This window comes from Nesterenkonia sp. DZ6 (assembly GCF_022565835.1).
In the GTDB taxonomy this organism is placed as follows: domain Bacteria; phylum Actinomycetota; class Actinomycetes; order Actinomycetales; family Micrococcaceae; genus Nesterenkonia.
Genome location: NZ_JAJOYW010000002.1, coordinates 1 through 23694, shown reverse-complemented (window position 1 = coordinate 23694; position 23694 = coordinate 1). Strand labels below are relative to the sequence as shown.

Genomic DNA, 23694 nt, shown 5'->3' with positions numbered 1-23694 from the left:
AGATCACCCCGGCCGCAAGCCTCGACCAGTCGTGCCTGCCAGGCATCCGGGGGAGTGGTTGCTAGGGTGGTCTCTCGTGGATTCCTCGCGTCGATGCACCAGAAACAGCTGTGAGCGGCCTGCCGCCGCCACCCTGACCTACTCCTATAAAGACTCCACCGTGGTGGTGGGCCCGCTGAGCGTCTTCGCGGAGCCGCACACCTATGATCTCTGCGACCGTCACGCAGCGTCGGTCACGCCGCCACGTGGTTGGGAGGTGCTTCGGCTGACCCTGACCTCAGCGCCGAAGCAGGAGGATGACCTCCTGGCCCTGGCGGACGCCGTGCGCGAGTCCCCGGAGGTCCAAGCCGCCTGGGCGCTGGCCCAAGAGGCCCAGCGTCAGGCAGAGCAGTCAGGACAGTCTGCTCCGGCAGCGGAGCGTGGAACAGAGCGCGGCGCTGAGCCCGAGCTGCCCACCCGCTCCACCCGGGATCGAATGGCTCGGCCCGTCCGCGTCGGAGGTCCCGGGATCTCCCGCGGTCATCTGCGCATGCTCGACGACTGAGTCGAGAGCTGAACCGACGCGCGCGTGGACTCCTCAGGCCAGGTCATCCGGCTTCGCAGGCGTTGATAGAGTGACGTGCCAGAGACACCGGGAGGTCACGTGAGCACAGGTCCGCATGCAGAAGCCATGCACATCGGCGAGCTTGCCGATCGCACCGGCCTGTCCCTGCGGACCATCCGCCATTACGGCGACGTCGGCCTGCTTCCGGCCAGCGGCCGCACCGAGGGTGGCTTTCGGCTCTACAGCGAAGCGGACCAGCAGCGGCTGATGCGGATCAAGTACCTTAAACCGCTGGGGTTCAGCCTCGAGGAGCTCTCCGAGGTCGTGGCGCTGCTGGAGCTGGACACCCTCGACGCGGATCAGCGCAATCGGGCGCAAGAGTCACTGGAGCATGTGGACCGGGAGCGCGCCAAGCTCGCGGCCTACCTGGAACAGGCAGATCTGCTGGCCGAACAGCTCAGGAACCAGCTCAGCAGCTGAGGCTGCGCCCACCTGGTGAGACATTGACCACAGAACGTGAACCCTCACCTAACGTTAGGGTAGGGTTCTTGGCGTGACCGGTTAGAGGTTGTCTCACCGGTTCCCCCAATCTTTCCTGCGCAGCGCTGCGCATCCGCACGTCGTATGTAATCCGATGGACACTGCTGTGTCCACAACCCGAGAACGGAGCCTCATGGCACACAAGCCCACGGCCGTCGCCGAGGAGCTGTCACCCGAAGAACGCCAGTCGGTTCTTCGCACACTCAAGTCCCCGCGCCTGCTCAAGACCGAGATCCTGGCCGGACTGGTCGTGGCGCTGGCGCTGATCCCCGAGGCCATCGCGTTCTCGCTGATCGCCGGCGTGGACCCACGCTATGGGCTCTTCGCCTCCTTCACGATGGCGGTCTCGATCGCCTTCCTCGGTGGACGCCCCGCAATGATCTCCGCCGCCACCGCCGCCACCGCCCTGGTCATCGCTCCGCTGGTGGCAAGCCACGGCATCGACTACTTCATCGCCGCGGTCATCCTCGCCGGTGTCTTCCAGGTGTTGCTGGCGGTCATCGGCGTAGCGAAGATCATGCGCTTCATTCCCCGCTCGGTGATGGTCGGGTTCGTCAATGCGCTGGCGATCCTGATCTTCACCTCGCAGTTCCCCGATCTCATCGGCGTCCCGTGGCTGGTCTACCCGCTGGTGGCCCTCGGTCTGGTGGTCATCTACCTGTTGCCGCGGATCACCAGCATCGTGCCGCCGCCGCTGGTGGCCATCGTGCTGCTGACCGTGCTCGGTGTGGTCTTCGCGCTGAACGTGCCCACCGTGGGTGACAAGGGCGAGCTGCCCCAGTCGATCCCCGAGCTGTTCATCCCGGATGTCCCCTTCACCATGGAGACCTTCCAGATCATCGCGCCCTACGCGCTGGGAATGGCAGCAGTCGGGCTCCTCGAGTCGCTGATGACCGCCAAGCTGGTCGACGACGTCACCGACACCCGCTCCGGCAAGGTGCGCGAGTCCTGGGGACAGGGCGCCGCGAACATCATCACCGGCTTCTTCGGCGGCATGGGCGGCTGCGCCATGGTCGGTCAGACCATGATCAATGTGAAGGCTTCGGGTGCGCGCACCCGCATCTCCACCTTCTGCGCCGGGATCTTCGTCCTTATCCTCGCGGTTGCGCTCGGCGACGTCGTCGCGATGATCCCGATGGCCGCGCTGGTGGCCGTGATGATCTTCGTCTCCGTCGCCACCTTCGACTGGCACAGCATCAAGCCTTCGACCCTGAAGATGATGCCCAAGTCCGAGACCGCGGTCATGCTGGTCACCGTCATCGCCACCGTCTGGACGCACAACCTGGCCATCGGTGTGGGCCTCGGAGTGCTCACCGCCATGGTGCTCTTCGCCCGCCGGGTGGCTCACCTGGCCACCGTGGAGCGCCGGATCGAACAGCACTTCGGTGAGGAGATCGCGAAGTACGAGGTCAGGGGCGAGCTGTTCTTCGCCTCCTCCAACGATCTCTACACCCAGTTCAACTACGCGGAGGATCCCGACCACATCGTGATCGACATGTACAACTCCCACGTCTGGGATGCCTCCACCGTGGCCTCCCTGGACGCGATCACCGAGAAGTACTCCAAGTACGGCAAGCGGGTGGAGATCTCGGGTCTCAACACCGCCAGCGCCGCTCTGCACGAGCGGATGGCCGGAAACCTCGGTGCCGGTCACTGACCAGCCCCGCAACAGCCTGAACTGAATGCACAGAGGGCCGGTGTCGTCGGATGACGACGCCGGCCCTCTGCTGTGCCCTGCGCGGTAGGCTTGGGCCATGCCCAGTGCCCAGTCCTCCGTCGCGCCGAGCCCCACACCGGGGCGGGCCGCCGTCGCACTCTCTGACGATCTGCTGAAGATCCTGCGCTGTCCGGTCAGCGGCAGCACCCTGCGCCAGGACGGGGATCAGCTCATCTCCACGGATGACCCCAGCCTGCGCTACGCGATCGAACGCGGCGTGCCGACGCTGCTCGCCCCGCGCTGAGCCTCTGCCCGCCGCACGTCACCAAGCACGTCACCAAGCACGGCATCGAACTCTCACCCGACACAGCAGAAGGATTCCTATACCTATGAGTTTTGACTACCGCATCGCGGACATCTCCCAACACGAAGCCGGCCGCCACCAGATTCGGCTGGCCGAGCACGAGATGCCCGGGCTGATGTCCCTGCGCGCGGAGTACGGCGACTCCCAGCCGCTGGCCGGAGCCCGCATCGCCGGTTCGCTGCACATGACCGTGCAGACCGCCGTGCTGATCGAGACCCTCACCGCCCTGGGCGCCGAGGTCCGCTGGGCCTCCTGCAACATCTTCTCCACCCAGGACGAGGCGGCGGCCGCCGTCGTCGTCGGTCCGCGCGGAACTCCTGAGGACCCGCAGGGCGTGCCGGTCTTCGCCTGGAAGAACGAGTCCCTCGAGGAGTACTGGTGGACCGCCAGCCAGATCTTCGCCTGGCCCGGTGTGGATGAGGATCCCACCGTGGGTGCGAACATGATCCTCGACGACGGCGCCGACGCCACCATGCTGGTGCACAAGGGCGTCGAGTTCGAGGCTGCCGGCGCCGTGCCCTCGGCGCAGGACTCCGATCCCGAGGAGTACCACTACGTGCTGGCCACGCTGCGTAAGTCCCTCGAGGAGAACCCGCAGCGCTGGACCGGGATCGCGAAGAACCTGCGCGGCGTCACCGAGGAGACCACCACGGGTGTGAACCGGCTCTACCAGTTCGCCCGTGACGGGAAGCTGCTGTTCCCGGCGATCAACGTCAACGACTCGGTCACGAAGTCCAAGTTCGACAACAAGTACGGCGTCCGCCACTCGCTGCCCGACGGCATCATGCGCGCCACCGATGTGCTCATCGGCGGCAAGGTCTCCGTGGTCTGCGGCTACGGCGATGTGGGCAAGGGTGCCGCCGAGGCGCTGCGCGGCCAGGGCTCCCGGGTGATCATCACCGAGATCGACCCGATCAACGCGCTGCAGGCAGCCATGGACGGCTACCAGGTCGCCCGCCTGGAAGACGTGCTGGAGACCGGGGACATCTTCATCACCACCACCGGCGGCAAGGACATCATCTCCGCCGAGGCGATGCAGAAGATGAAGAACAAGGCCATCGTCGGCAACGTCGGACACTTCGACAACGAGGTGGACATCGCAGGCCTCGCCGCGATCCCCGGCGTGCAGAAGGTCGAGATCAAGCCGCAGGTGCACGAGTGGGTCATGCCTGCCGACGGCTCCCGCGCCGAGGGCCACTCGATCATCCTGCTCTCCGAGGGTCGGCTGCTGAACCTGGGCAACGCCACCGGACACCCCAGCTTCGTGATGAGCTCCTCGTTCGCGAACCAGACCATCGCGCAGATCGAGCTCTTCGCCAAGACCGCACCGGACTACACCGGCGAGGACCGCTACGAGACCGACGTCTACGTGCTGCCCAAGGTCCTCGACGAGAAGGTCGCCCGGCTGCACCTGGACGCCCTCGGCGCCCGGCTCACCGAGCTCTCCAAGGACCAGGCCGACTACCTCGGCGTGGACGTGGCCGGCCCGTACAAGCCGGAGCACTACCGCTACTGATTCCCCCAGCTGATCCCTCAGGCAGAGCCTGAGGTGCGACGGCGTCCCCAGCAGCCCCGGCTGTCGGGGGCGCCGTCTGCGTCGGGCCTCATGCCTGTGCGCTGCACACGTTCGTGCCGCGCCAGGTTCAGGCTTCTTCAGTCTTGCGACAGATTGCTGCAGGGGGCTTGCTGAGGGCGTGCGGGGAGCCGGGCGCGGAGGACGACGCGGCTCGATTCGATGCCTGCAGGATTCACAGTCGAGGAGTCAGCGGTGGTTCGGTGCGGCGCTGCCCCGTGGCTTCGAAGGCGGCGGCGATCTGCAGCAGCCGGGCATCCTCATAGGGGCGTCCGGCGAAGGTCAGCCCCACCGGCATCCCGGTGTCCGCCATGGTGCCCATGGGCACCGTCACCGTGGGAATCCCCAGGTGGCGCCAGACGAGATTGCCGTTGGCGACCCATACCCCGTTGCGCCAGGCCAGCTCGGCCGAGTCCGCCGAGACGTCTGCATCCGCCGGCCCGACGTCGGCCACCGCGGGAAAGGCGATGACGTCGAAGCCGTGGTGATCCATCCACTGCTCGAAGTCGAGCTCGCGGGTGCGGACGAGCCCTTCGATGCCGTCCTGCATCAGCGGAATGCCCGCCAGGTGCAGGTCGGGGTGGGCACGCACCAGCTCCGGCAGGGTTGCGATGTCATCATCGAAGCCGTCGTAGCGATCCGGCAGAGCCCCGGGCGGAGGCGGAAAGATCTGGCTGCCGTCGACGCGGACGAGGCTGTGCAGGGCTGGATCCGCGTTGGCCGCCAGGAAATCCTCACAGGACCAGGCAGAGAGCAGCCCCACCTCCTGGCGGAGGTACTCCTCCGACACGAGCCCGCGGGTCTTGATGGTCGGAGCTCCCGGCCGGTCCCCCTCGTAGTTGGACACCACCGGCAGGTCGCTGCGGGCGAGCGTGGCGCCGGCGGCGGTGAGGCTCTCGACCGCGGCCTCCCACAGCTCGAGCACCGAGGCTCGCGGGAGCACCCTTCGTCCGGTGGATCCCCCGATGCCGGTCACCCCGTCGAATCTGGGCGCGGCGGTGCCAGCCTCAGGATCCTCGCCCAGGTACATCCGGGGCGCGCCGATGTTCAGCCCTCCCAGCACCTCGCGGGCAGCAGAAGGGTCATCTGCCGCAAGGGCGGCGTAGGAGTCCGGGCGCAGCGCAGAGGCCGGTGGCAGAGCGAGCCAGGGCTGAACCCGCCAGAAGTCCCCGCGGGGCTGCGCGTCATCGGCGACGATCACCTCCAGCACCTCGAGCATGTCGGACATCGTGCGGGTGTGCGGCACGGCGACGTCCATGGTCGGCACCAGCGGCCAGTTCCCCCGCATCGAGATGACGCCCCAGGAAGGGGTGTAGGCGCAGAGCGCGTTGTTCGAGGCCGGTGCCCGACCGGAGGACCAGGTCTCCTCAGCCAGCCCGAAGCTGGCGAAACTGGCCGCGGTCGCCGTGCCGGAACCGTTGGAGGATCCGGAGGCGAAGGCGGAAGTCAGGAACGCCGAATTGTAGGGGCTCTCGGCTCTGCCGTAGAGGCCGCGCTGCATCCCGCCGTTGGCCATCGGAGGCATGTTCGTCAGCCCGAGCAGGATCGCTCCCGCGCCGCGCAGCCGCTCCACGACGAAGCAGTCCTGCTGTGCCACCAGGTCCGCGAAGGCGGGGGAGCCGGCGGCCACGGTCAGCCCGGCGGCCTTGTAGCTGTCTTTGGCGGTGTAGGGGATTCCTTCGAGCGCGCCCAGCGGTTCGCCCGCGGCACGCCGCGCGTCTGAGGCACGAGCCTCCTCGAGGGCTCGTGGATTCATCACCACCGTGGCGTTGAGTCGGGGACCGTGCTGGGTGTCCTGCCGGTCGTACGCCTCGATCCGGTCCAGATACGCCTTCACCAGCTGCTCGCTGGTGAGCGCGCCGCGATCCAGGGCGTCGCGCAGCTGGGCGATGGTGGCTTCGACGACGTCGAAGGCGCTCTCCGGTGACCCGCTCATCGGTCCGTCTCTCCGTCGACCAGGCTCAGCGGCGCCGAGTGGCTCACGGCGGAGGGCTGCTGCTGCGTGATGCAGTGGATGCCGCCGCCGAAGCGCAGGATGTCTCGGGCGTCGAGAAGTTCGATGCGCCGGTCGGGATAGGCCTCGGCGAGGATCGCGGCGGCGGTGTCGTCGTTGGGGTCGTCGTAGGCGCACAGGGCCACCACCCCATTGGCCACATAGTGGTTGATGTAGGTCCAGTCCACATGCTCGCCGTCATCGAGGATGGTGGCCGGCGCCGGGACGTCGATGATGCGGAACGGATCGCCGGCGGCATCGTGAGCCGTCTCCAGGAAGGCGCGCAGCTCGCGGGTCACCTCGTAGTCCGGGTGGGCCGGGTCGTCCTGGCGGTGCAGCAGGATGCTCCCGGACGGGGTGAAGGCCGCGAACATGTCCACGTGGCCGCGGGTCCCGTACTCCTCATAGTCCCGGGTCAGTCCGCGTGGGAACCAGACGGCATGGGTGGTGCCCAGTGCGGCGTGGATCTCGGCCTCGATCTGTTCATGGGACTGTCCAGGATTCCGGCCGACATCGCGCTGGACCGTCTCGGTCAGCAGCACCGTGCCGCGACCATCCACGTGGAAGCCCCCGCCCTCATTGACCAACAGGCTGGTGACCCGCGCGGCTCCCGAAACTGCAGTCACGGCGGCGGCGATGTGCTGATCGCGGGTCCAGTTCGCCCAGCTCTGCGCGCCCCAGCCGTTGAACGCCCAGTCCACCGCGGCGAGCTCGCCATCGGCCCGATGGACGAAGGTCGGCCCGATATCGCGCATCCAGGCGTCATCCAAGGGCATCGGCCGCAGCGTGACTGCGTCGCCGAGCAGCTCATGGGCCACCGGCAGGTCCAGCGGATCTGCCACCACGGTGACGGGTTCGTGATCGGCGATCACCCGGGCGACCCGACCCCAGGCCGCGCGGACGGCGTCCAGGGTGTCTGAACCGGGGTCGCCGAAGGTTGCGTTGGCAGGTGGGAAGGCCATCCAGGTCCGGTCATGCGGCGCCCATTCCGGGGGCATCCGGAGCGGGTCGTGGGGCGAGGTCATAGGGCTCCGTCAGAGGGTAGGGAATTCGGTGGTCTCGAAGCGCCGGCGGAAGAACTCCGGCCGCTTGTGGTGCTGCCAGAACATCGCGGCGATGCCGAGGCTGAAGACCAGCATGCCCAGGATGAAGACCAGGCCGACGCCGCCGATCTCCGAGCCGGAGCCGTAGTCGGGGTCCATGGAGTCCCAGATGGTCTGGAAGAAGAAGATCAGCAGCAGGATCCCGCCGACCAGGGGAGCGAGCAGCTTGTTGAAGAAGTCCCCGGCGGAGGCCGTGGCCTCACCGCGGAAATACCAGACGCAGGCCAGCGCGGTGATCCCGTAGTAGAAGCAGACCATCATGCCCAAAGTGGTGATGGTGTCCCACAGGACGTTCTCCGAGATGATGCGCATCACCACGTAGAACACCGAGGCGATCACCACGGCGACGACGGTGGCGTAGGCAGGTGTCTGATAGCGCGGGCTGACCTGGGCGTACTTCCGGTTGAGGGCGCCGTAGTGGCCCATGGCCAGCATGGTGCGGGCCGGGGAGATCATGGTGGACTGCAGCGAGGCGGCCGAGGAGGAGAGCACCGCCAGCGACATCAGGATCGCCATCGGGCCCATGACCGGTCCGGCCAGCGCCGCGAAGACGTTCTCCTGGATGTCGGGGTTGCCCAGGCCGAACTCGCCGTCGGAGACGCCGGCGAAGGTCAGCGCCCCGAGGGTGACGATGGTGTAGAGGCTGACGACCACCAGGATGGTCAGGATCGCGGCCCGCCCCGGGGTGGTGGTGGTGCCGCGAGACTCCTCGTTCATGGTCAGCACCACGTCCCAGCCCCAGTAGATGAAGACCGAGAGTGCGATGCCGGCGGAGAAGGCGGAGAAGGACTCGATGCCGAAGGGGTTGAACCATTCCCAGCTGAAGGCCGTGGCGTCGAAGGCTGAGCCCGCGGAGACCTGGCGGAACGCAGCGACGGCGAACCAGAGCAGCACCAGGACCTGGAAGGAGACCAGCACATACTGCACGGTCTTGGTGGTCTCCATGCCTCGGTAGGAGACGTAGGCGGCCGCGGCCATGAAGATCACACAGGTGATCACGTTGATCGGAACGTTGCGGGTCAGCTCTGCGATCGAGTCGACTCCGGTGATCTGGCTGATCGCCAGGTAGAAGAAGTCCACCGCGATCCCGGCCAGGTTGGAGAGCACCAGGATGGTCGCGGCGAGCAGGCCCCAGCTTCCCATCCAGCCGATCCACGGACCGAAGGCCTTCGACGCCCAGGTGAAGGTGGTGCCGGCGTCGGGCATCGCGCGGTTGAGCTGTCGGTAGCCCAGCGCGACCAGCAGCATCGGGATGAACCCGACGATCAGCACCGCCGGCAGGTGATCACCGACGGCGGAGGCGGTGGGGCCCAGCGCCCCGGAGAGGGTGTAGGCGGGGGCGATCGTGGAGACACCGATGACCACAGCACCGAGCGCACCGATGCTTCCGATGCTCAGTCCCTTGCTGTGGGTGTGTCGGTCCGGTGTCTGGATGTCGGTGCTGCGGGGTTCGCGCATGGTGTGGTCTCCTCGGTCAGCGCGCGGCGGGCGCGCTGGTGTCAGGGTCGCGCGGCAGCAGGACCATGGGGATCGGCAGATGGGAGAGCACCCGGGCGGCCGTCATGCCCAGGAAGATGTGCCGGCGTCGCGCCAGCGGGGACGAGCCGATGAGCAGGATCCCGCCCTGTGGCCAGTCCACCGTGCCCACCGCGTGGCGCAGCGTCCGTCCGGTGGCGAGGATGTGCTTGATCGGCTCAGCGGAAGCTGTTCCGGCGTCGGCATCGGGCCCCTTCCCGGCATCGTGCCGGGCCGGACCGGATTCCTTGTCCTCGAAGGTCACGAAGGTCAGCGCGGCACCCAGCTGGCCTGCCCAGGATTCACCTGAACGGGTGACCTGGTGGTCGGGGTGAGCGGCGGAGACGGCGGCCATCACGTCGGTGATCTGCGTGTTCGCCCGGTAGCCCGCGGGGGCCAGCGCCACCGGGACGGGGGAGCTGTGCAGCAGCGCGGTGACCGCCGGGTGGGTCATGATCCGGCCGAACCCGATGCCGGAGCCGGTGACCAGCACGTCGGAGTCCAGCTCCTGCACCGCGGAGACGAGTCCCTCGGCGATCGAGCCGGCGGGGCGGATGTGGCTGTGGTGCCTGATCTCGGGCGGGATGACGGCTTCGGCCTCGGCGATCCACTGCTGGGCCTGTTCGGCGATGATCCCGACGACGCTTCCCACCGGGGGATATTCCTGCTTGAACGCCGAGTCCTGGCGGATCACCAGGATGAGGTCGAGTCGTGCCCCGGCCGACCGGGCCAGCGCGATTCCCAGCGCCAGGGCGTCGAGGCTTCGCTCGTCGCCGCCGAAGCCCACCGCCACCCGGCGAATAGTCTTCTCAGCCATGGTTCTCCTCCACATGATCGGTGTGCTGCGCGTCATCATCTGTGTTCCCCGCCAGGCGGTCCACGACGTCCGCGGCGGTCCGGCGTCCCTGCCGAAGCGCCCCGTCGACGTGTTGGTAGCCTTCCGCCGCCAGGTCGGAGCAGGCCCAGTGCAGCGGACCTACCGCGCTGCGCTGATGCGCGCCGTAGCGGGAGAGTCCGCCGATGTCGAAGCTCGCGGCGTAGGCGCCGCGGGTCCATTCCTCGGAGCCGAAGTCCGACTCGTAGTAGACCTCTGGAGTCAGCGCCTCCTCGCCCAGGTAGGCGGCGAGTGAGCGCAGGATCGTTTCGCGGCGCTGCTGCGCGGTGAGGGTGAACATCTGATCGGCCACTTCATCAGAGACGAAGCCGACGAGGGTGCCGCGTTGGTCCTGGTGGTTGGTGTTGTCGTAGACCTCCTGGCAGACCTCGTTGGGACCGAAGCCGGTGCCGGAGAGACCCTGTTCTCGCCAGAAGGGACGGTCGTAGACCGCGTGGACCTTGATCACCTGGCCCATGGACTGGTGCTGATGCATCTGGTGCTGGAGCCGTGGCAGCGGCGGCTCGAAGCTGATCCGCGAGTACAGGTTCGGCGGCACCGCGATGATGACCTCGCGGGCTCGCACGGTGACCCGATCGGAGAAGACGGTGACCCCGCCGTCGGGGTTCCAGGCGATGGTGCGCACCGGGGTGGAGAGCTGCACCGAGTCGGCGGGCAACCGGGCCTCCATCGCTTCGGAGACGCTCTGCATCCCGCCGACCACGCGGCGGTCGAGGATGAAATCCTCGTCCACCAGGTTGCTGAAGGATCCGGCGGAGGTGGCCATCAGTACCGCCTGCAGCGCGGAGAAGGCGTGATCGGGTTTGGTGAGCATCCCGCCGGCGAGGAAGATCGCAATGTTCTCCCGGGCGGCGGCGTCCTCGGTCTGGCTGCGCAGCCACGCGTTGAAGGTCACGGTGTCGAGCTCGCGCGCCATCGGATGGGCCCAGGGCTCTTCGGGCCCGATGGAGGCGGACAGCTCGTCGAGGATCCCGATGATCCGCTGCATCTCTGCGACAGTGTGCTCCGGTGCGGGAAACATCTCGCTGGTGAACTCGTGGCGGACGCCGTCGCGGTCGAGGTAGAGGTTCGCACCCTCCCGGTAGCGGGTGAAGGTCTCCATTCCCAGCTCTTCGAGGAGCTCCAGGAGTGCGGTCTGGTTCCGGGAGACCCACTGGCCGCCGATCTCCAGGAAGGCGCCGTCGATCTCTTGGGACCAGGTGCGCCCGCCGACGCGGTCTCGCGCCTCCAGCACGATGGTGGAGCGGCCTGCGGCCTGCAGCGTCCGGGCGGCCATCAGCCCGGCGGGTCCCGCGCCGACGACGACGACGTCGCACTCGCGCGCTTCGCTGCTGCCCAGTGATCGTTTAGCTTCCATGCTGTTCCCCTTCGCGGATAAATTAACTATATTCATTAACGGGGAGTCTCGAGCGGTTGTCAAGACCTGCTGGAGATTTTCGCCGGGGTGATGTCAGGCCCATAGACTGGGCCCTCGTGGCCAGCGGCCAGTGACTGACGGATCACCGGTGTCGACGCTGTCGCCGACGGCGCGAGATGAGCAGGGGGAATTGCACAGTGACTGCGGAGAAGACGCGATCTCGAGGACGAGGTCGACCCACCTCCCCGGTGCTCTCGCGCGGGGTGATCGCAGGCAAGGCCATGACCTTGGTCGCCGAGCGCGGGTATGACCATCTGACCATGGCGGGTCTGGCGCGCAAGCTCGGGGTGTCGGCCTCGGCGCTGTACAACCACGTGTCCTCCAAGCAGGACGTGCTGGTGCTGATCCAGGATCGGCTCAACGAATCGATCGACTGTTCCGCCTTCGACCGGCTGCCCTGGCCGGAGGCGCTGAGCGTCTGGGCGCGCTCCTATCGTGAGTGCTATGTGCAGCACACCGAGCTGATTCCGCTGATCGCCGTGCTGCCCATCGCTGACGCTCCGCAGTCGCTGCGGATGTACGAGCGGGTCTTCAGCGCCCTGCACTCGGCTGGGATCGAAGACCGCGCCGCGGTGGACATCATCGCCGGGATCGAGGCGCTGGTCTTCGGAGCGGCCTATGACGCCGCAGCCCCGGCGGACATCTTCGACCCGGGCGGCAGCCTCGACATCGCACCCACCTTCGCCCGGGCAGCCGAGCTGCGATCAGCCGACGCCCGCGCCTCGGCTGATCGAGCCTTTGAGATGACCCTGGAGGTCCTCGTAGACGGGCTGGCTCGCCGGGTCGAGAAGGGTGAGACGTTCAGTCCAAGGCATGCATGACGTGTTTGACCCGGGTGTATTCCTCCACTGAGTAGAGCGAGAGGTCCTTGCCGTAGCCGGAGGCCTTGAACCCGCCGTGTGGCATCTCGGCCACCAGCAGCAGGTGGGTGTTGACCCAGACGCAGCCGAAGTCGAGATCGCGGCTCATCCGCATCGCCTGTCCCTGATTCGTGGTCCAGACGCTCGAGGCCAGCGCGTAGTCCACGCCGTTGGCCAGCTCCACGGCCTGCTCCTCGGTGGAGAAGGGCTGCACCGTGAGCACCGGGGCGAAGGTCTCCTCCTGGACCAGCTCGTCCTCCTGGCGAACCCCGGTGATGATGGTGGGCTTCACGAAGAATCCCTTGGAGTCCTTCGACGGTGCGCCCCCGGTGATCACCGTGGCGTGGTCGGGGATGTTCTCCAGCTTGGTGCAGACGGTCTCGAAGTGGCGCACGTTGTTCAGCGGGCCGTAGTCGTTCTTCGCATCATCGAGCTCGCCGGTGGTGAGCTTTGCCGCCTGGGCGGCGAGAAGCTCGACGAACGCGTCGTGGACGCTGTCCTGAACCAGGACTCGGGTCACCGCCGTACAGTCCTGGCCGGCGTTGAAGGTGCCGAAGGTCAGGATCATCTCGGCTGCCTTGTGCAGATCTGCGTCGGCGAAGACCACCGCAGGAGCCTTGCCGCCCAGTTCCAGATGGGTGCGCTTGACCGACTTCGCGGCAGACGTCGCGACGGCCTGGCCCGCGCGCACCGAGCCGGTGATCGCCACCATCGCGGGGGTGCCGTGTTCGGTGAGCAGCTGCCCGGTGCTGCCGTCGCCGAGCACCACGTTCAGCACGCCGGCGGGCAGCACCTCCCCGGCGAGCCGTGCCAGCACCAGGGTGGATTCGGGTGTGGTCTCTGCGGGCTTGAGCACGATGGTGTTGCCCGCGGCCAGGGCGGGTCCGATCTTCCAGATGGCCATCATGAGCGGGAAGTTCCACGGAGTGATCTGCGCGACGACGCCGACCGGCTCGCGCCGCACATAGGAGGTGTGTCCTTCCAGATATTCCGCCGCTCCGCGGCCTTCGAGCAGTCGTGCCGCCCCGGCGAAGAAACGCAGCTGGTCAGCGCCGACGGCCACCTCTTCCTCGGCGATGATCCGCCGCGGCTGTCCGGTGTTGCGGTGCTGAGCCTCGACCAGCTCGTCGGAATGCTGCTCCATCTTGTCCGCCAGCGCCAGCAGGCAGCGCTGGCGTTCCGACGGCGTCACCGACTTCCATGAGCGGAAGGCTTCGTGCGCCGCGGCGAAGGCGGCGTCGACGTCGGCCGCATCGGAGACCGGGGAAAGGGCGACGCGCTCGCCGGTGACGGGACTGGTGACGTCCATCTCCGTCGAACCCCTGGCTGCCACGAATGATCCGTTGATGTAGTTCTCAAGCCGCGAGCTCACAGAGATCTCCTCCACACTCAGATAATGATTCGGATTCATTTTACGGTGAGAGCATGTGATGCGCAACACTCCTGGAGAATCCGTGAGGGAGCGGAGGCGTCCCGCTCAGCTGTAGGGCAGTCGGTGAAGCCGCTGGCCCAGCCGGTGCTGCCGCTCGGCCTGGATGCGCAGCCGTCGATATTCGCGGTTGCGACGCTCAGCCATGACCGCAACCAGGAACTCTGTGGCGGAGGAGGGCGGGGCCGGCGGAGCGACGTGGCCGGCGACCTCATCGGCCAGCCGGCTGGCGGTGTGCTCCAGCGCCTGGGTGTTGTGCCCGCGAGGGCTGTCCTGGATGGTGCGCAGGAACCGCGAGGCTCGAGCAGCCACGGTGTCCGGGATCCGGCCCAGGTCAGCGATCTGGGTCCAGGAGGTCAGCTGCGGGGGCACCGGCAGCATCATCGGCTTCACCGCCGGCTGGCGGACCCGGATCACGTAGGTGCCGGCGACCATGTCGCCCAGGCGCTTGGTGCGCCGACTGAACATCCCGGCGAAGAGCGGGATGATCCCGAAGCTGAGGTAGATCTCCCCGAAGCCGACCAGCGCGCGGATTCCGGCATGGCGCAGCCGGATCGCGCCGCCGTCGTCGCGCACCACCCGGGTGCCGAAGATCAGCCGCCCCACCGATCGACCTCGAGACAGGGTCTCCACCGTCATCGGCAGGATCACCAGGCACAGCACGGCCCCGCCGAGCATGACCGCGGCCTCCAGGGCCGGGTCGACGGCGCCGGCGCCCGCGGCCATGCCGGAGAGGAGCAGGAAGGCCAGCAGCGCGGCCCAGGCGATGATCAGGTCCACGATCAGCGAGGCGGCGCGGGTGATCAGCGAGGCGGCCGGAAGCTCCAGCTCGACGCCTTCACCGGTGATCACATTGCGCATGGGCCCAAGCGTAGCGTTCCGGGGGCGGCGTCACGCGTCGGCGGTCATCTAGGCGGTGGGAGTCCAGGGCTGGAGGATCTCACCCATCGCCTCGGTGAGGCTGCGCTGCAGCAGCGGACCGAAGGACACCCGCTTCACGCCCAGCTTCGAAAGCTCCTCGAGGCTCAGTCCCTCGGGGATCGCGCCGTTGACCGGGTGGGCCGTCACGTTCAGCGGGGTATTCACCGCCGCCAGGATCCGTTCCAGGAAGTCCCGGGAGGGGACCTTCACGGGGTAGAGCGAATCCGCTCCGGCCTGCTCGAGCAGGCGCATCCGGTGCAGCGCATCCTTGAGCTGGGCCTCCGGGTCTTCGTCGGTGGTGAACGCATCGGTGCGGCCGTTGATCACCAGATGCGTCCCCGCGGCGTCGGCGGCGGCGCGGATCGCGGCGATGTAGGCGGCGTGCTCCTCGGGGGAGCGCATCTCGTCCATCGAATGGACCGTGTCTTCGATGTTGATCCCGGCCGCGCCGGCCTCCAGGGTCCGGTGCACCAGCTCCTCGGCGGGAGTGTCATATCCGGACTCCAGATCCACCGAGACCGGGATGTCGACGACGTCGGTGATGCGTCGCACCACGTTCAGGACGTCGGACAGCTCCATGGCCTCGCCGTCGGCCTCACCCAGGGAGTCCGCCACCGGGTGGCTGCCGATGGTCAGCGCAGAGAAGCCGAGGGAGGCGCACGTCTCGGCCGACCAGGCGTCCCAGACGGTGGGCAGGATGACCGGGGTGGCCTGGTGGTGGAGCTCGAGGAGACGCTGGGCATGCTGCGCAGAAGTAGTCATCTCCGCATCGTGGCACACGCGCGACGTCGAGGGAAGGTGGTCCCGCAGGTGCCGCCGTGACGCGCTGAGTACGGGGTAGTCTCATGGCGTGGATATCGACGCCTTCATCGCCGTGCATCAGCATGAGTGGGACCGGCTCGCCACGCTGGCCTCGCGCCGTCGACTCTCCGCCGGAGAGGCCGATGAGATGCTGCGGCTCTACGAGCGGACCTCCACACACCTGTCCATGATCCGCGCGGCCGAGCCGGATTCGCCGGTGGTGGCCTCGTTGTCCGCCCCGTTGGGCCGGGCCCGTGCGCATCTGACCGGGTCCGGGGAGAACGTGTTCGTCTCCAGCGCATATTTCTTCACGCAGACCCTGCCGGTGGCGTTCTACCGGATCCGATGGCTCACCGTGATCCTGGGGGCTGGGTTCATCGCCGTGACGATCGCCTTCGCCCTCTGGACGATCCAACACCCACAGATCGATCTGCTGATGCCGGAGGATGCCCGGCAGAGCTACGCGGGCACCGAGTTCGTCAACTACTACTCGGAGCACCCGAACTCCAGCTTCGCGGCTCAGGTATGGACCAACAACGCCTGGATCGCCGCCCAGGAGGTCGCCTTCGGGGTGACCGGGGTCTTCGTGCCCTTCGTGCTCTTCGTCAACGCCCAGGGTCTCGGCATGGCGGCCGGAGTCATGGCCGAACAGGGCGAGGCCTCCACCTTCTGGCTATACATCCTGCCGCACGGGCTGATGGAGATCACCGCGATCTTCATCGCCGGGGCGGCTGGTCTGCGGATCTTCTGGGCCTGGGTCGCGCCGGGACAGATGCGCCGCTCCGCCGCGCTGGCCGCCGAGGGGCGCAAACTCATCACGGTGGCCTTCGGGCTGGTGCTGGTGCTGCTCATCTCCGGGGTGGTGGAAGGCTTCGTGACCCCCTCTGATCTGCCGCACTGGCTGCGCATCGGCATCGGCGCCGCGGTGCTCGCCGCCTACTGGGTCTACACCCTGGTGCTGGGCGGGCGGGCACACCGGGCCGGGGTCACCGGGGACCTCGGAAAGTACGACGCCGGCACGGTGGAGCTCACAGCCTGAGGCGCGGACCGAAACAGCTGGGGCGCCGGCCCTCGGTCCGTGATCTGCGTCCCAGGCCCTGCAGAGCACGGACTACTGAGTTCTCTACCTATTCCCTGAGGACACCGGTCACATCACACTGGTGTACGACGGCACATCCGACACGATCATTACACTCGAGGCCCGTAGCAGAGAAAGACTTCAGTAGTGACCCTCAATGGTTTTGGCATCTCTCGCAGAGAGCTCGTCGGCAGATCCGCCGACATGCAGATCCTGCAGCAACACGCCGAACGTGCGCGCCAGGGACACGCTCAGCTCGTCGTCATCGAAGGCGAGGCGGGCGTGGGAAAGACGACGCTCGTCAAGGAGTTCCTGGCCTCCCTGGAGGGGTTCAGCCAGTTCTCCATCACGCTGCTGGAGGAGGATCAGCAGAAGCCGGCTTCGGTCTTCAGGCTGGTCTCAGCCGATGCCTCAGACCCGACGATCCGAACGCCCCAGGAACTGGTCGAGGCCGCCCGATCAGGGGTGGCCGCGCTGCACGGTCCCTTCATCGCCGTGGTGGAGGATTTCCACTGGGCCGACCCGGTGTCGGTGGAGGCCGCAACGCTGGGTCTGCGCCAGATCATCCCAGCTCCGGGCCTGCTCCTCTTCACGATGCAGCACCCCGAGCGTGAGGATCTCAAACGCCTGGTCCAGATCGCCCAGTCGAATCCGGCGGCCTCCCACATCGTGCTGTCCACGCTCAGCGAGCAGGGCGTTCGCGAATATCTCAGCGCCGCGACCGGGCTGCCCATCTCGGAGCATTCAGCCGCCCAGGTCCACCACATCACCGGAGGGCTGCCCGTGGTGGTGCATGAGGCGGCCACCTGGCTGGAACACACGAAATCCTTTCCCGGGCGCAGCACCCAGCACGTGCTGGCGCGCGTGGAAACCGCCATGCAGGAAGATGTCAGCCGGTACCGCCAGCACATCGTGGCAAGCATGGAATCACTCAGCACCAGCGCTCGCGAGGTGCTCGAGCTGTTGGCACTGGCCGCCGTGCCGCTGCCTGGGTGGTACCTGCTGCGTGGGCTCCACGCGCAGGAGCAGGATCTGGCGGAACTCCGGAACCTGGATCTGGTGAGCCGCGACTCCGCGGGGGTGAACTACCGGCTGCGCAGCGCCAGCTGGCAGAGCACCCTCCGGGATCTGATCCCACCGGTGGACCGGGTCAGGCTTCTGCTGGCACTGGCAGAGTTCGACGACGGACCGGAGAGCTTCGCATTCCGGCTCAGTGCAGCTCGCCTTGGGGAGGACCAGGAGCACCTGGTGATGTTGGGTGAGCTTGGAGTCGAACGCACTGCAGAGCTGGAGGAGCAGGGGTTCGGGGAGAAGGCTAAGAGCCTGATCGAGCAGGTGACCACCGCGCTGCCCCAGGAGGGCGGCCTGCGTGCACTGATCAGCCTGGCTGTCCGTCGACGTGCGCTGCCCCAGGTGATCAACGACGGCCTGGATGTGGCCTTTGAGAACATGCCCGAGGGGACCCTGCAATCGGCGTGGAACGCCCTGATGCTGCTGCGCCGAGGTTCCACCGGCGAGGCCGTGGCCTCACTGGGGCTGTTCCCGCCCGGCCCTGCCAGCCGGACCGAGGACGTCGTGGTCTTCGCCTACGCGGTCAGCGAATGTGGCAGGCTCGCGATCCCCTATGGCATCGGGGTTCCCAGCCCTGCCTTCTTCGGGACTGCGCTCACCGAGATCCAACAGTGGCGTGATGCGTCTCGTGCTGGAGCCGAGTCCCGCGAGGACGCCCCTGAGGTGGGGGACTATCTGGGGCAGCTGATGGTGATCATCGAGATGTGGAGTGTGCTCGCCAAGGGCCGGGGGGAGCGAGCCCCTGATGAGAGTGTGGCGGAGCTGCGAGACCTGTTGGCGCGTCGAGTGCCTGGCGCGGGGACCGGGCTCGCCGCGAGTGCGGTGCGGTCCGCGCTGGGTGCTCGGATGCGGCTCGCCGGCGAGTGTCGGGCGTCCTTTCGGATGCTCGAATCCCTTGTCCAGGAGCCTGCTACTGACTATCTGGACTCTGCTCGGCTTAATTTCGGCCTCTCGCTGTTCTACTCGGGACGCTGGGACGAAGCGGAGCAGCTGACTACCCGCGTGGCGGCCAATGGCCTGGACAACGGTGAAGACGTCCATGCCCTGATCGGCTATGCCTTCGCGGCGCTGGTGCCCCTGGCCCGTGGACAGGCGCGCGGTGAGCGGCTGCTCGATGTCGTGAAGAAGGCCCAGCACGGTCCCGAACCGACGGCGGCGGATGCGATCTGCGTGTTCGTCGAAGCGTGGGCCTGCCTGCTGCGAGAGGAGAACCCGCGTGCGCTGGACCTGCTGCTGGCGTTGAAGGAGCGGCAGTCACCGTGGAGCGTCATCGGTCTGATGCAGGTCACGCTCCTGGGGCGCCTGCTGTGCCAGCAGGACCGGAGCGCGGAGGCGCGGGACCTGCTCCAGACGGTCAGCGATGTCAGCATCCCGGCAACACCCGCTTCGCGCCGATACGCGGAGAATTACCTCTCCGGGCTGACTGCAGATGATCCGCGGCAAGGCATGGGGCGCCTCCTCGCCGCGATCGATCTGCTGGATCTCATCATGCAGCCGCAGCGTTCCCCGGGGGAGGCTGAACGGGGGAGCTTCCGGCTGCACCGAGCGCTGCTGGCGCTGGACATCGCTGACCTCTGTGCCGCGCACCCCGAGGTTCTCAGCGAGCATCGGACTCGCGCTCTGGGCCTCCTGGCCTGGGCTGGGGTGGTGTTCACCCGGTGCGGCGTGGAGCCTCTCGCAGAACATGTCGGTCAGACCCGCCAGCGCCTGAGAGCGGGAATCCGCGGAGGAGCCGCGGGCGCCGGCGTGGTGGCTGACTTCGACGATGGGCTGCATGTGCTCACCCGACGCGAGCGTGAGGTCGCCAGACACGTCGCCAGGGGCCTGACCAACCGGGAGGTGGCGGATCACCTGGTGCTCTCGGTCCGGACGGTCGAGACCCATGTCCGCAATATTCTGAAGAAGTTGGAACTCGACAGCCGCAAGACCCTGCGCCGGCGGCTGACGACGACGGCACCTGCGAGGCAGCAGTAGCCGCACCTGGCAGGTTGCCGAACATCTGCGCTGGAGAACCTCGAGCCCGCCCTCGTCCTCCGATCTGACTCCGGAGTGCAGACCGGGCCGCACCACAGGCTCAGACAAGGATGAAGCGCAGGGGCGCAAGCTGATTGGAACGGCGCTCGAACCCGATCGTCAGGACCTCAGCTCCTGCATGTAGACGCCGATGTCGTCCTGACGCTGGTGAAGGCTGTGCGGGAGCTTTGCACTGAAACGACCTACGCGAGTCCGGAGGGTGACTGCGCTGAGCGCCCTCCGAAGCAGGAGGAAGCCCCAGGACAAGCGCCGAGACTCTGGGTGACCCCCACGCCGCCTCAGGCCGCGAAGAAGCTGACCTGCAGTCGGTGTGCGCCTCGCGAGCACCTGAGACGAGGCCCGACGCCGACTCTCCGCGCTTCCTCCCCACATAAGGGGTGCCGCGCTCATACTGTTGAGGAGAGTCAGTAATGCGTGGAGAGGCAGATATGAGCGCGAATTCCGATCGGAACGAGGCCGGCAGGCCCGCCGATGAGAACGAAGATTTTGAATCCGGGCTGGACTACGGTGCCTTCGCATCCGAAGAGCCCGATTTTCCCGACGACAACCTGAGCGCCGAGCGTGACCAGCGCCCGGCCCAGTCGGGTCGACGAGGTGCAGCCGAGTCAGCCACCGGTCAGTCAGGCACGGGTCAGTCAGGCACGGGTCAGTCAGGCACGGGTCAGTCAGGTGCAGGCCAGGCCGGCGTCGGTCAGCCCGATGAGCAGGCCACCCAGGCCATCCCGGCGACCCGCGACCCGCAGGACACGTCCGGTCGTCACGACCAGGGCAGGGACGCCCCCACCGAGAGCATTTCGCGCACTCCTGCGCCGGGCGCCGGTGCGGAGAGCCCCAATGCCACGCGTTCCCTCGATGATCTGCGCTCGCCCCGGGACACCCGTTCGACGGATGACACGACCACGTTCACCGGAGCGGCTGCGGCAGGTGCACAGGGAGCAGGTGCCGCGACCTCAGGTGCAGCAGCATCAGGCGCTGCGGGGGATTCCAGAACCACGCAGCAGGCCACGCCGAGCCCTACTCCAGCGACGCCGAACCAGGGTGCTGATACCGACCAGCCGACGGAGAACGCCGCCGAACTGAGCCGACGTGAGCAGCGTCGTCGTGATCGGGCCGAAGCGAAGTCCGACGATCAGGACACGGCCGTAGTTCCCGCTGATCGCTCCGATCGTCCAGGGTCCAGTCAGACCCACGCGGCCTACGGCTCGGACGAGTCCGTCACCGACGCTGACCTGAACGATGAGGTCGCCCGCTCCAAGCGTGGCGTCTCCCGCTTCTTCCAGGTCCTGATCGCGATCTTCACTCCGATCCTGCTGCTGGTCGCCGCAGTGCGCCTGGTCGCCTCCCCGCTCTTCCTCTGGGTGGCCTACAACCGTCCATGGATTCCGGATGGCGCCTACAGCATGGACGCTGATGACCGGCTGGTCTACGGCTCCTATGGCACAGACTTCCTGACCAACCTTGCAAACTCGCGCTATCTGTCAGAGCTCGCGCCCGGTGGAGAACAGCTGTTCACCGAGGGTGAGGTCGCGCACATGGTCGACGTCAAGTTCGTGGTCCTCTGGGCCATGCTCATCGGCGTCCTCCTGCTGGTGATCACCTTGATCCTGGCGCTTCTGCTTCGCGCCTGGCGTCCAGGGGGAGTGGCCCGCGGGCTCTTCGCCGGCGCCTGGGTGACCTTAGGCCTCATCATCGCCGTCGCAGTCCTGGCGATCATCGACTGGCAGCTCTTCTTCGCCGAGTTCCACCGGATCTTCTTCGCCGACGGCACCTGGACCTTCCCGACCGACTCCACGCTGATCCAGCTCTACCCCGAGCAGTTCTGGATCGACGCCGGTGTCGCCGTAGTCGCGCTCGCGGTGCTGTTCGCCCTGATCCTGCTGATCGCGACCTGGCCCACCCGCCGTCGGCGTGCGCGCCGGGCAGCACGCCTGGCCGAGGTGCACGAGCGTCGCAAGGTCAAGCTGGTCGAGGAGCTGAACAAGGGCAACGGGGATTACAGCGAGAGCTCGACCCACACCCCCGCTCGTGGTCGCAAGCGTGACCGCAACCTCGACTGAGAGCGGGATCAGACCGCCTCGGTGGGCTGAGTCCGCAGTGTTCGACGGCCCCTGCTCAGCGGGCGTCCCGGGTACACTCTTCGCTGATGACCAGTGACAACACCGCCGCAGCCCCAGCCGCCCAGGGCCCCCTAGTAGGGATCCTGGGCGGCATGGGTCCTGCCGCCACCGTCGATTTCTATTCGAAGCTGATCGCGGCCACTCCCGCCGCCACGGATCAGCAGCACCTCCGCGTCATGATCTGGGCCGATCCGACCGTCCCGGACCGCTCGCAGGCGATCGTGGGCCACGGAGAGGACCCGACGCCGAAGCTGTCGGAGGGTGCCCAGCAGCTCAAAGACGCCGGCGCCGCGTTCTACGTGGCCGCCTGCAACGGCTCTCACGCCTTCCTGCCGCGGGTCCGTGAGCAGGTGGACCTGGAGTACGTCTCCATGATCGACGTGACCGCCGAGCACCTCAGTGCCCTGCCCTACGTGAAGGCCGCCGGTCTGCTGGCCACCGATGCGACCCTCACCGCAGGGCTCTACCAGGACAGCCTGGCCGCCTACGGGGTGGAGCCGATCGTTCCCGAGGCCGCCGATCAGCACACGGTGATGGAGGCGATCTACGCGGTCAAGGGCGGCAACCTCGGCCCCGAGCTGCGCGCCGCCCTGGTCAGGGTGGCCCAATCCCTGGTCGCCCAGGGCGCCGACGTGATCGTCGCGGCCTGCACCGAGATCCCCCTGGCGATGACCACCGAGGAGTCCCCGCGACCGCTCGTTGATCCTGCGGTGCTGCTCGCAAACCATGTCGTGACGAAGGCGAATACGCTGCGCGGAGGAGCTTGAGGGCGGCCGGTCCGGACTGAGAGCAATGGAGCGTCGCCGCTGACCGCGTTCGTCAGACTGAGCATGACTCACAGCACCTCCGCGCCCCGCGCTGCGGCGTGAAGACCCCGAGGCCGGCAGCTCATGGATCCCCGAGGGTCGGCTGTTCGACGCGTCGATGCGTCGGTGCGCTCCCTCGACGGGGGTGACTGCCGAGGGCGATGCCCCGCGCAGGGCGAGTCGGACAAGACGCACGGCCGAAACGACGGTGGCATCCAGGACTTGGAGCCGTGCAGACAGTGACGTCGCGACTGGTGGCGGCGGACGCGGACCGCCACGGAGCCCGGGCCCGGGTACCGGGGCCCGTGTCAGGGCGCATGAACTCCACGTCCACATCCCCCGGGCCGGGCGTGCCCGGCACAAAACCCGATCGCCGACGGGGTGGCGCACTGATCTGGGACGTGGGGGAAACGCACACGTTGTCGTCAGTGAAACGACAGTCACCGCTCCTAGCGTCAGGAGTGAACGGCATCGTAGATCGTGTCGATGCCGTCGCCCCTGACGAAAGGCAACCATGACTGACCCCATCAACACATCCCCGCGTCCTTCCAATCCAGAGGATGCCGCGAGCAAGACCCCGTCCGCAGCTGAACCCCGGACATCCTCACCAGACTCAGATGCGACCGGACCTGTGCCCGCGGTCCATGCCGCCCCCTCGGGTCTGGAGCCGGTGACCGGTGAACCGGGCTACTCCGCCCGGCATGCCTCCGAGACAGGTTCTCCGGGCACGACCGACCAGTCCCGGTCCGGTCCGGCCAGCGCGAGCCGGCCCAGCACTGGCCAGAGCACATCTGGCCAGGGCACATCAGATCAGGGCTCATCCGAGCAGGGCAGGTCAGATCAGGCGACGTCAGATCAGGCCAAGTCAGATCAGGCCAAGAGTGCGGCCCAGGACGTGGCCGGTGATGCCAAGGACGCCGGCCGGGCCGTGAAGGACACCGCGGCGCAGGAGGCCGCTGGGGTCAAGGACGACGCC

Annotated in this window: 19 protein-coding genes; 11 read left to right on the top strand and 8 right to left on the bottom strand. The window is 67.5% G+C overall.

Features of this window, described 5'->3' with window-relative positions; genetic code table 11:
* The first annotated feature begins 76 nt into the window (after positions 1-76).
* The 5 genes from LTH93_RS05725 (at position 77) to ahcY (ending at position 4621) form a co-directional block, all read left to right on the top strand.
* A complete protein-coding gene (locus tag LTH93_RS05725) occupies positions 77-544 on the top strand; it encodes a DUF3499 domain-containing protein (RefSeq protein WP_241470385.1) in 468 nt (155 codons plus the stop codon).
* A 99-nt stretch (positions 545-643) separates the two neighbouring features.
* Positions 644-1024, top strand: a complete 381-nt coding sequence (locus tag LTH93_RS05720; protein ID WP_370642696.1) for a MerR family transcriptional regulator — start codon at positions 644-646, stop codon at positions 1022-1024.
* A 193-nt stretch (positions 1025-1217) separates the two neighbouring features.
* Positions 1218-2741: a SulP family inorganic anion transporter gene (locus LTH93_RS05715; protein ID WP_241465132.1), complete on the top strand. Its 1524-nt coding sequence runs from the start codon at positions 1218-1220 to the stop codon at positions 2739-2741.
* 97 nt (positions 2742-2838) lie between these two features.
* Positions 2839-3045 carry a hypothetical protein gene (locus LTH93_RS05710; RefSeq protein WP_241465131.1) on the top strand — a complete coding sequence of 69 codons (207 nt, stop codon included), beginning with the start codon at positions 2839-2841 and terminating at the stop codon, positions 3043-3045.
* Between the two features lie 85 nt (positions 3046-3130).
* Positions 3131-4621, top strand: a complete 1491-nt coding sequence (gene ahcY, locus LTH93_RS05705; protein WP_241470384.1) for an adenosylhomocysteinase — start codon at positions 3131-3133, stop codon at positions 4619-4621.
* A gap of 232 nt (positions 4622-4853) precedes the next feature.
* On the opposite strand, the gene LTH93_RS05700 is transcribed toward ahcY, so the two are convergent.
* From LTH93_RS05700 to LTH93_RS05680, 5 genes are read right to left on the bottom strand one after another with little or no spacing between them, the layout of a single operon-like run.
* Positions 4854-6614, bottom strand: a complete 1761-nt coding sequence (locus LTH93_RS05700) for an amidase (RefSeq protein ID WP_241470383.1) — start codon at positions 6612-6614, stop codon at positions 4854-4856.
* Complete coding sequence (locus LTH93_RS05695; RefSeq protein ID WP_241470382.1) at positions 6611-7696, bottom strand: agmatine deiminase family protein; 1086 nt, start codon at positions 7694-7696, stop codon at positions 6611-6613. Before LTH93_RS05695 ends, LTH93_RS05700 begins: the two co-directional genes overlap by 4 nt.
* Before the next feature lie 9 nt (positions 7697-7705).
* Positions 7706-9232: an APC family permease gene (locus LTH93_RS05690; RefSeq protein ID WP_241465127.1), complete on the bottom strand. Its 1527-nt coding sequence runs from the start codon at positions 9230-9232 to the stop codon at positions 7706-7708.
* A gap of 16 nt (positions 9233-9248) precedes the next feature.
* Positions 9249-10106: a universal stress protein gene (locus tag LTH93_RS05685; RefSeq protein ID WP_241465126.1), complete on the bottom strand. Its 858-nt coding sequence runs from the start codon at positions 10104-10106 to the stop codon at positions 9249-9251.
* The gene (locus LTH93_RS05680) at positions 10099-11541 is read right to left on the bottom strand and encodes a flavin monoamine oxidase family protein (RefSeq protein ID WP_241470381.1); all 1443 of its coding nucleotides are present in this window, start codon (positions 11539-11541) and stop codon (positions 10099-10101) included. Before LTH93_RS05680 ends, LTH93_RS05685 begins: the two co-directional genes overlap by 8 nt.
* Before the next feature lie 197 nt (positions 11542-11738).
* Between LTH93_RS05680 and LTH93_RS05675 the strand changes: the two genes are divergently transcribed.
* The gene (locus LTH93_RS05675) at positions 11739-12422 is read left to right on the top strand and encodes a TetR/AcrR family transcriptional regulator (RefSeq protein ID WP_241465124.1); all 684 of its coding nucleotides are present in this window, start codon (positions 11739-11741) and stop codon (positions 12420-12422) included.
* On the opposite strand, the gene LTH93_RS05670 is transcribed toward LTH93_RS05675, so the two are convergent.
* The 3 genes from LTH93_RS05670 to LTH93_RS05660 all read right to left on the bottom strand — a co-directional run bounded on the left by LTH93_RS05670 (position 12403) and on the right by LTH93_RS05660 (position 15573).
* Positions 12403-13833 (bottom strand): aminobutyraldehyde dehydrogenase, encoded by a 1431-nt coding sequence (locus LTH93_RS05670; protein WP_241465123.1) that lies wholly within the window; start codon positions 13831-13833, stop codon positions 12403-12405. The two genes, LTH93_RS05675 and LTH93_RS05670, sit on opposite strands and share 20 nt — an antisense overlap.
* A gap of 105 nt (positions 13834-13938) precedes the next feature.
* On the bottom strand, positions 13939-14751 hold the full coding sequence (locus LTH93_RS05665) for an RDD family protein (RefSeq protein WP_241470380.1): 813 nt from the start codon (positions 14749-14751) through the stop codon (positions 13939-13941).
* Positions 14752-14799: 48 nt separating this feature from the next.
* Entirely contained in the window at positions 14800-15573 is a 774-nt protein-coding gene (locus LTH93_RS05660) for an isocitrate lyase/PEP mutase family protein (protein ID WP_241465121.1), read from the bottom strand.
* 88 nt (positions 15574-15661) lie between these two features.
* On the opposite strand from LTH93_RS05660, the gene LTH93_RS05655 reads away from it, so the two are divergent.
* From LTH93_RS05655 to LTH93_RS05635, 5 genes are all read left to right on the top strand, one after another.
* Positions 15662-16651, top strand: coding sequence for a stage II sporulation protein M (locus LTH93_RS05655; RefSeq protein ID WP_241470379.1), 990 nt, complete (start codon positions 15662-15664; stop codon positions 16649-16651).
* 186 nt (positions 16652-16837) lie between these two features.
* A complete protein-coding gene (locus LTH93_RS13435) occupies positions 16838-19735 on the top strand; it encodes a helix-turn-helix transcriptional regulator (RefSeq protein ID WP_241470378.1) in 2898 nt (965 codons plus the stop codon).
* 488 nt (positions 19736-20223) lie between these two features.
* Complete coding sequence (locus LTH93_RS05645) at positions 20224-21852, top strand: DUF1461 domain-containing protein (RefSeq protein WP_241470377.1); 1629 nt, start codon at positions 20224-20226, stop codon at positions 21850-21852.
* A gap of 86 nt (positions 21853-21938) precedes the next feature.
* A complete protein-coding gene (locus LTH93_RS05640) occupies positions 21939-22679 on the top strand; it encodes an aspartate/glutamate racemase family protein (RefSeq protein ID WP_241465117.1) in 741 nt (246 codons plus the stop codon).
* A gap of 553 nt (positions 22680-23232) precedes the next feature.
* The coding region (locus tag LTH93_RS05635; protein WP_241470376.1) for a hypothetical protein at positions 23233-23694 on the top strand (462 nt) is incomplete at its 3' end.

Excerpts from the sequence above, each read along its gene's own strand:
- LTH93_RS05680 (WP_241470381.1), bottom strand. The coding sequence starts at position 11,541 with ATGGAAGCTAAACGATCACTGGGCAGCAGCGAAGCGCGCGAGTGCGAC.
- LTH93_RS05695 (WP_241470382.1), bottom strand. The coding sequence starts at position 7,696 with ATGACCTCGCCCCACGACCCGCTCCGGATGCCCCCGGAATGGGCGCCG.
- LTH93_RS05640 (WP_241465117.1), top strand. The coding sequence starts at position 21,939 with ATGACCAGTGACAACACCGCCGCAGCCCCAGCCGCCCAGGGCCCCCTA.
- LTH93_RS05710 (WP_241465131.1), top strand. The coding sequence starts at position 2,839 with ATGCCCAGTGCCCAGTCCTCCGTCGCGCCGAGCCCCACACCGGGGCGG.
- LTH93_RS05685 (WP_241465126.1), bottom strand. The coding sequence starts at position 10,106 with ATGGCTGAGAAGACTATTCGCCGGGTGGCGGTGGGCTTCGGCGGCGAC.
- LTH93_RS05690 (WP_241465127.1), bottom strand. The coding sequence starts at position 9,232 with ATGCGCGAACCCCGCAGCACCGACATCCAGACACCGGACCGACACACC.
- LTH93_RS05665 (WP_241470380.1), bottom strand. The coding sequence starts at position 14,751 with ATGCGCAATGTGATCACCGGTGAAGGCGTCGAGCTGGAGCTTCCGGCC.
- LTH93_RS05715 (WP_241465132.1), top strand. The coding sequence starts at position 1,218 with ATGGCACACAAGCCCACGGCCGTCGCCGAGGAGCTGTCACCCGAAGAA.
- LTH93_RS05700 (WP_241470383.1), bottom strand. The coding sequence starts at position 6,614 with ATGAGCGGGTCACCGGAGAGCGCCTTCGACGTCGTCGAAGCCACCATC.
- ahcY (WP_241470384.1), top strand. The coding sequence starts at position 3,131 with ATGAGTTTTGACTACCGCATCGCGGACATCTCCCAACACGAAGCCGGC.
- LTH93_RS05645 (WP_241470377.1), top strand. The coding sequence starts at position 20,224 with ATGAGCGCGAATTCCGATCGGAACGAGGCCGGCAGGCCCGCCGATGAG.
- LTH93_RS05660 (WP_241465121.1), bottom strand. The coding sequence starts at position 15,573 with ATGACTACTTCTGCGCAGCATGCCCAGCGTCTCCTCGAGCTCCACCAC.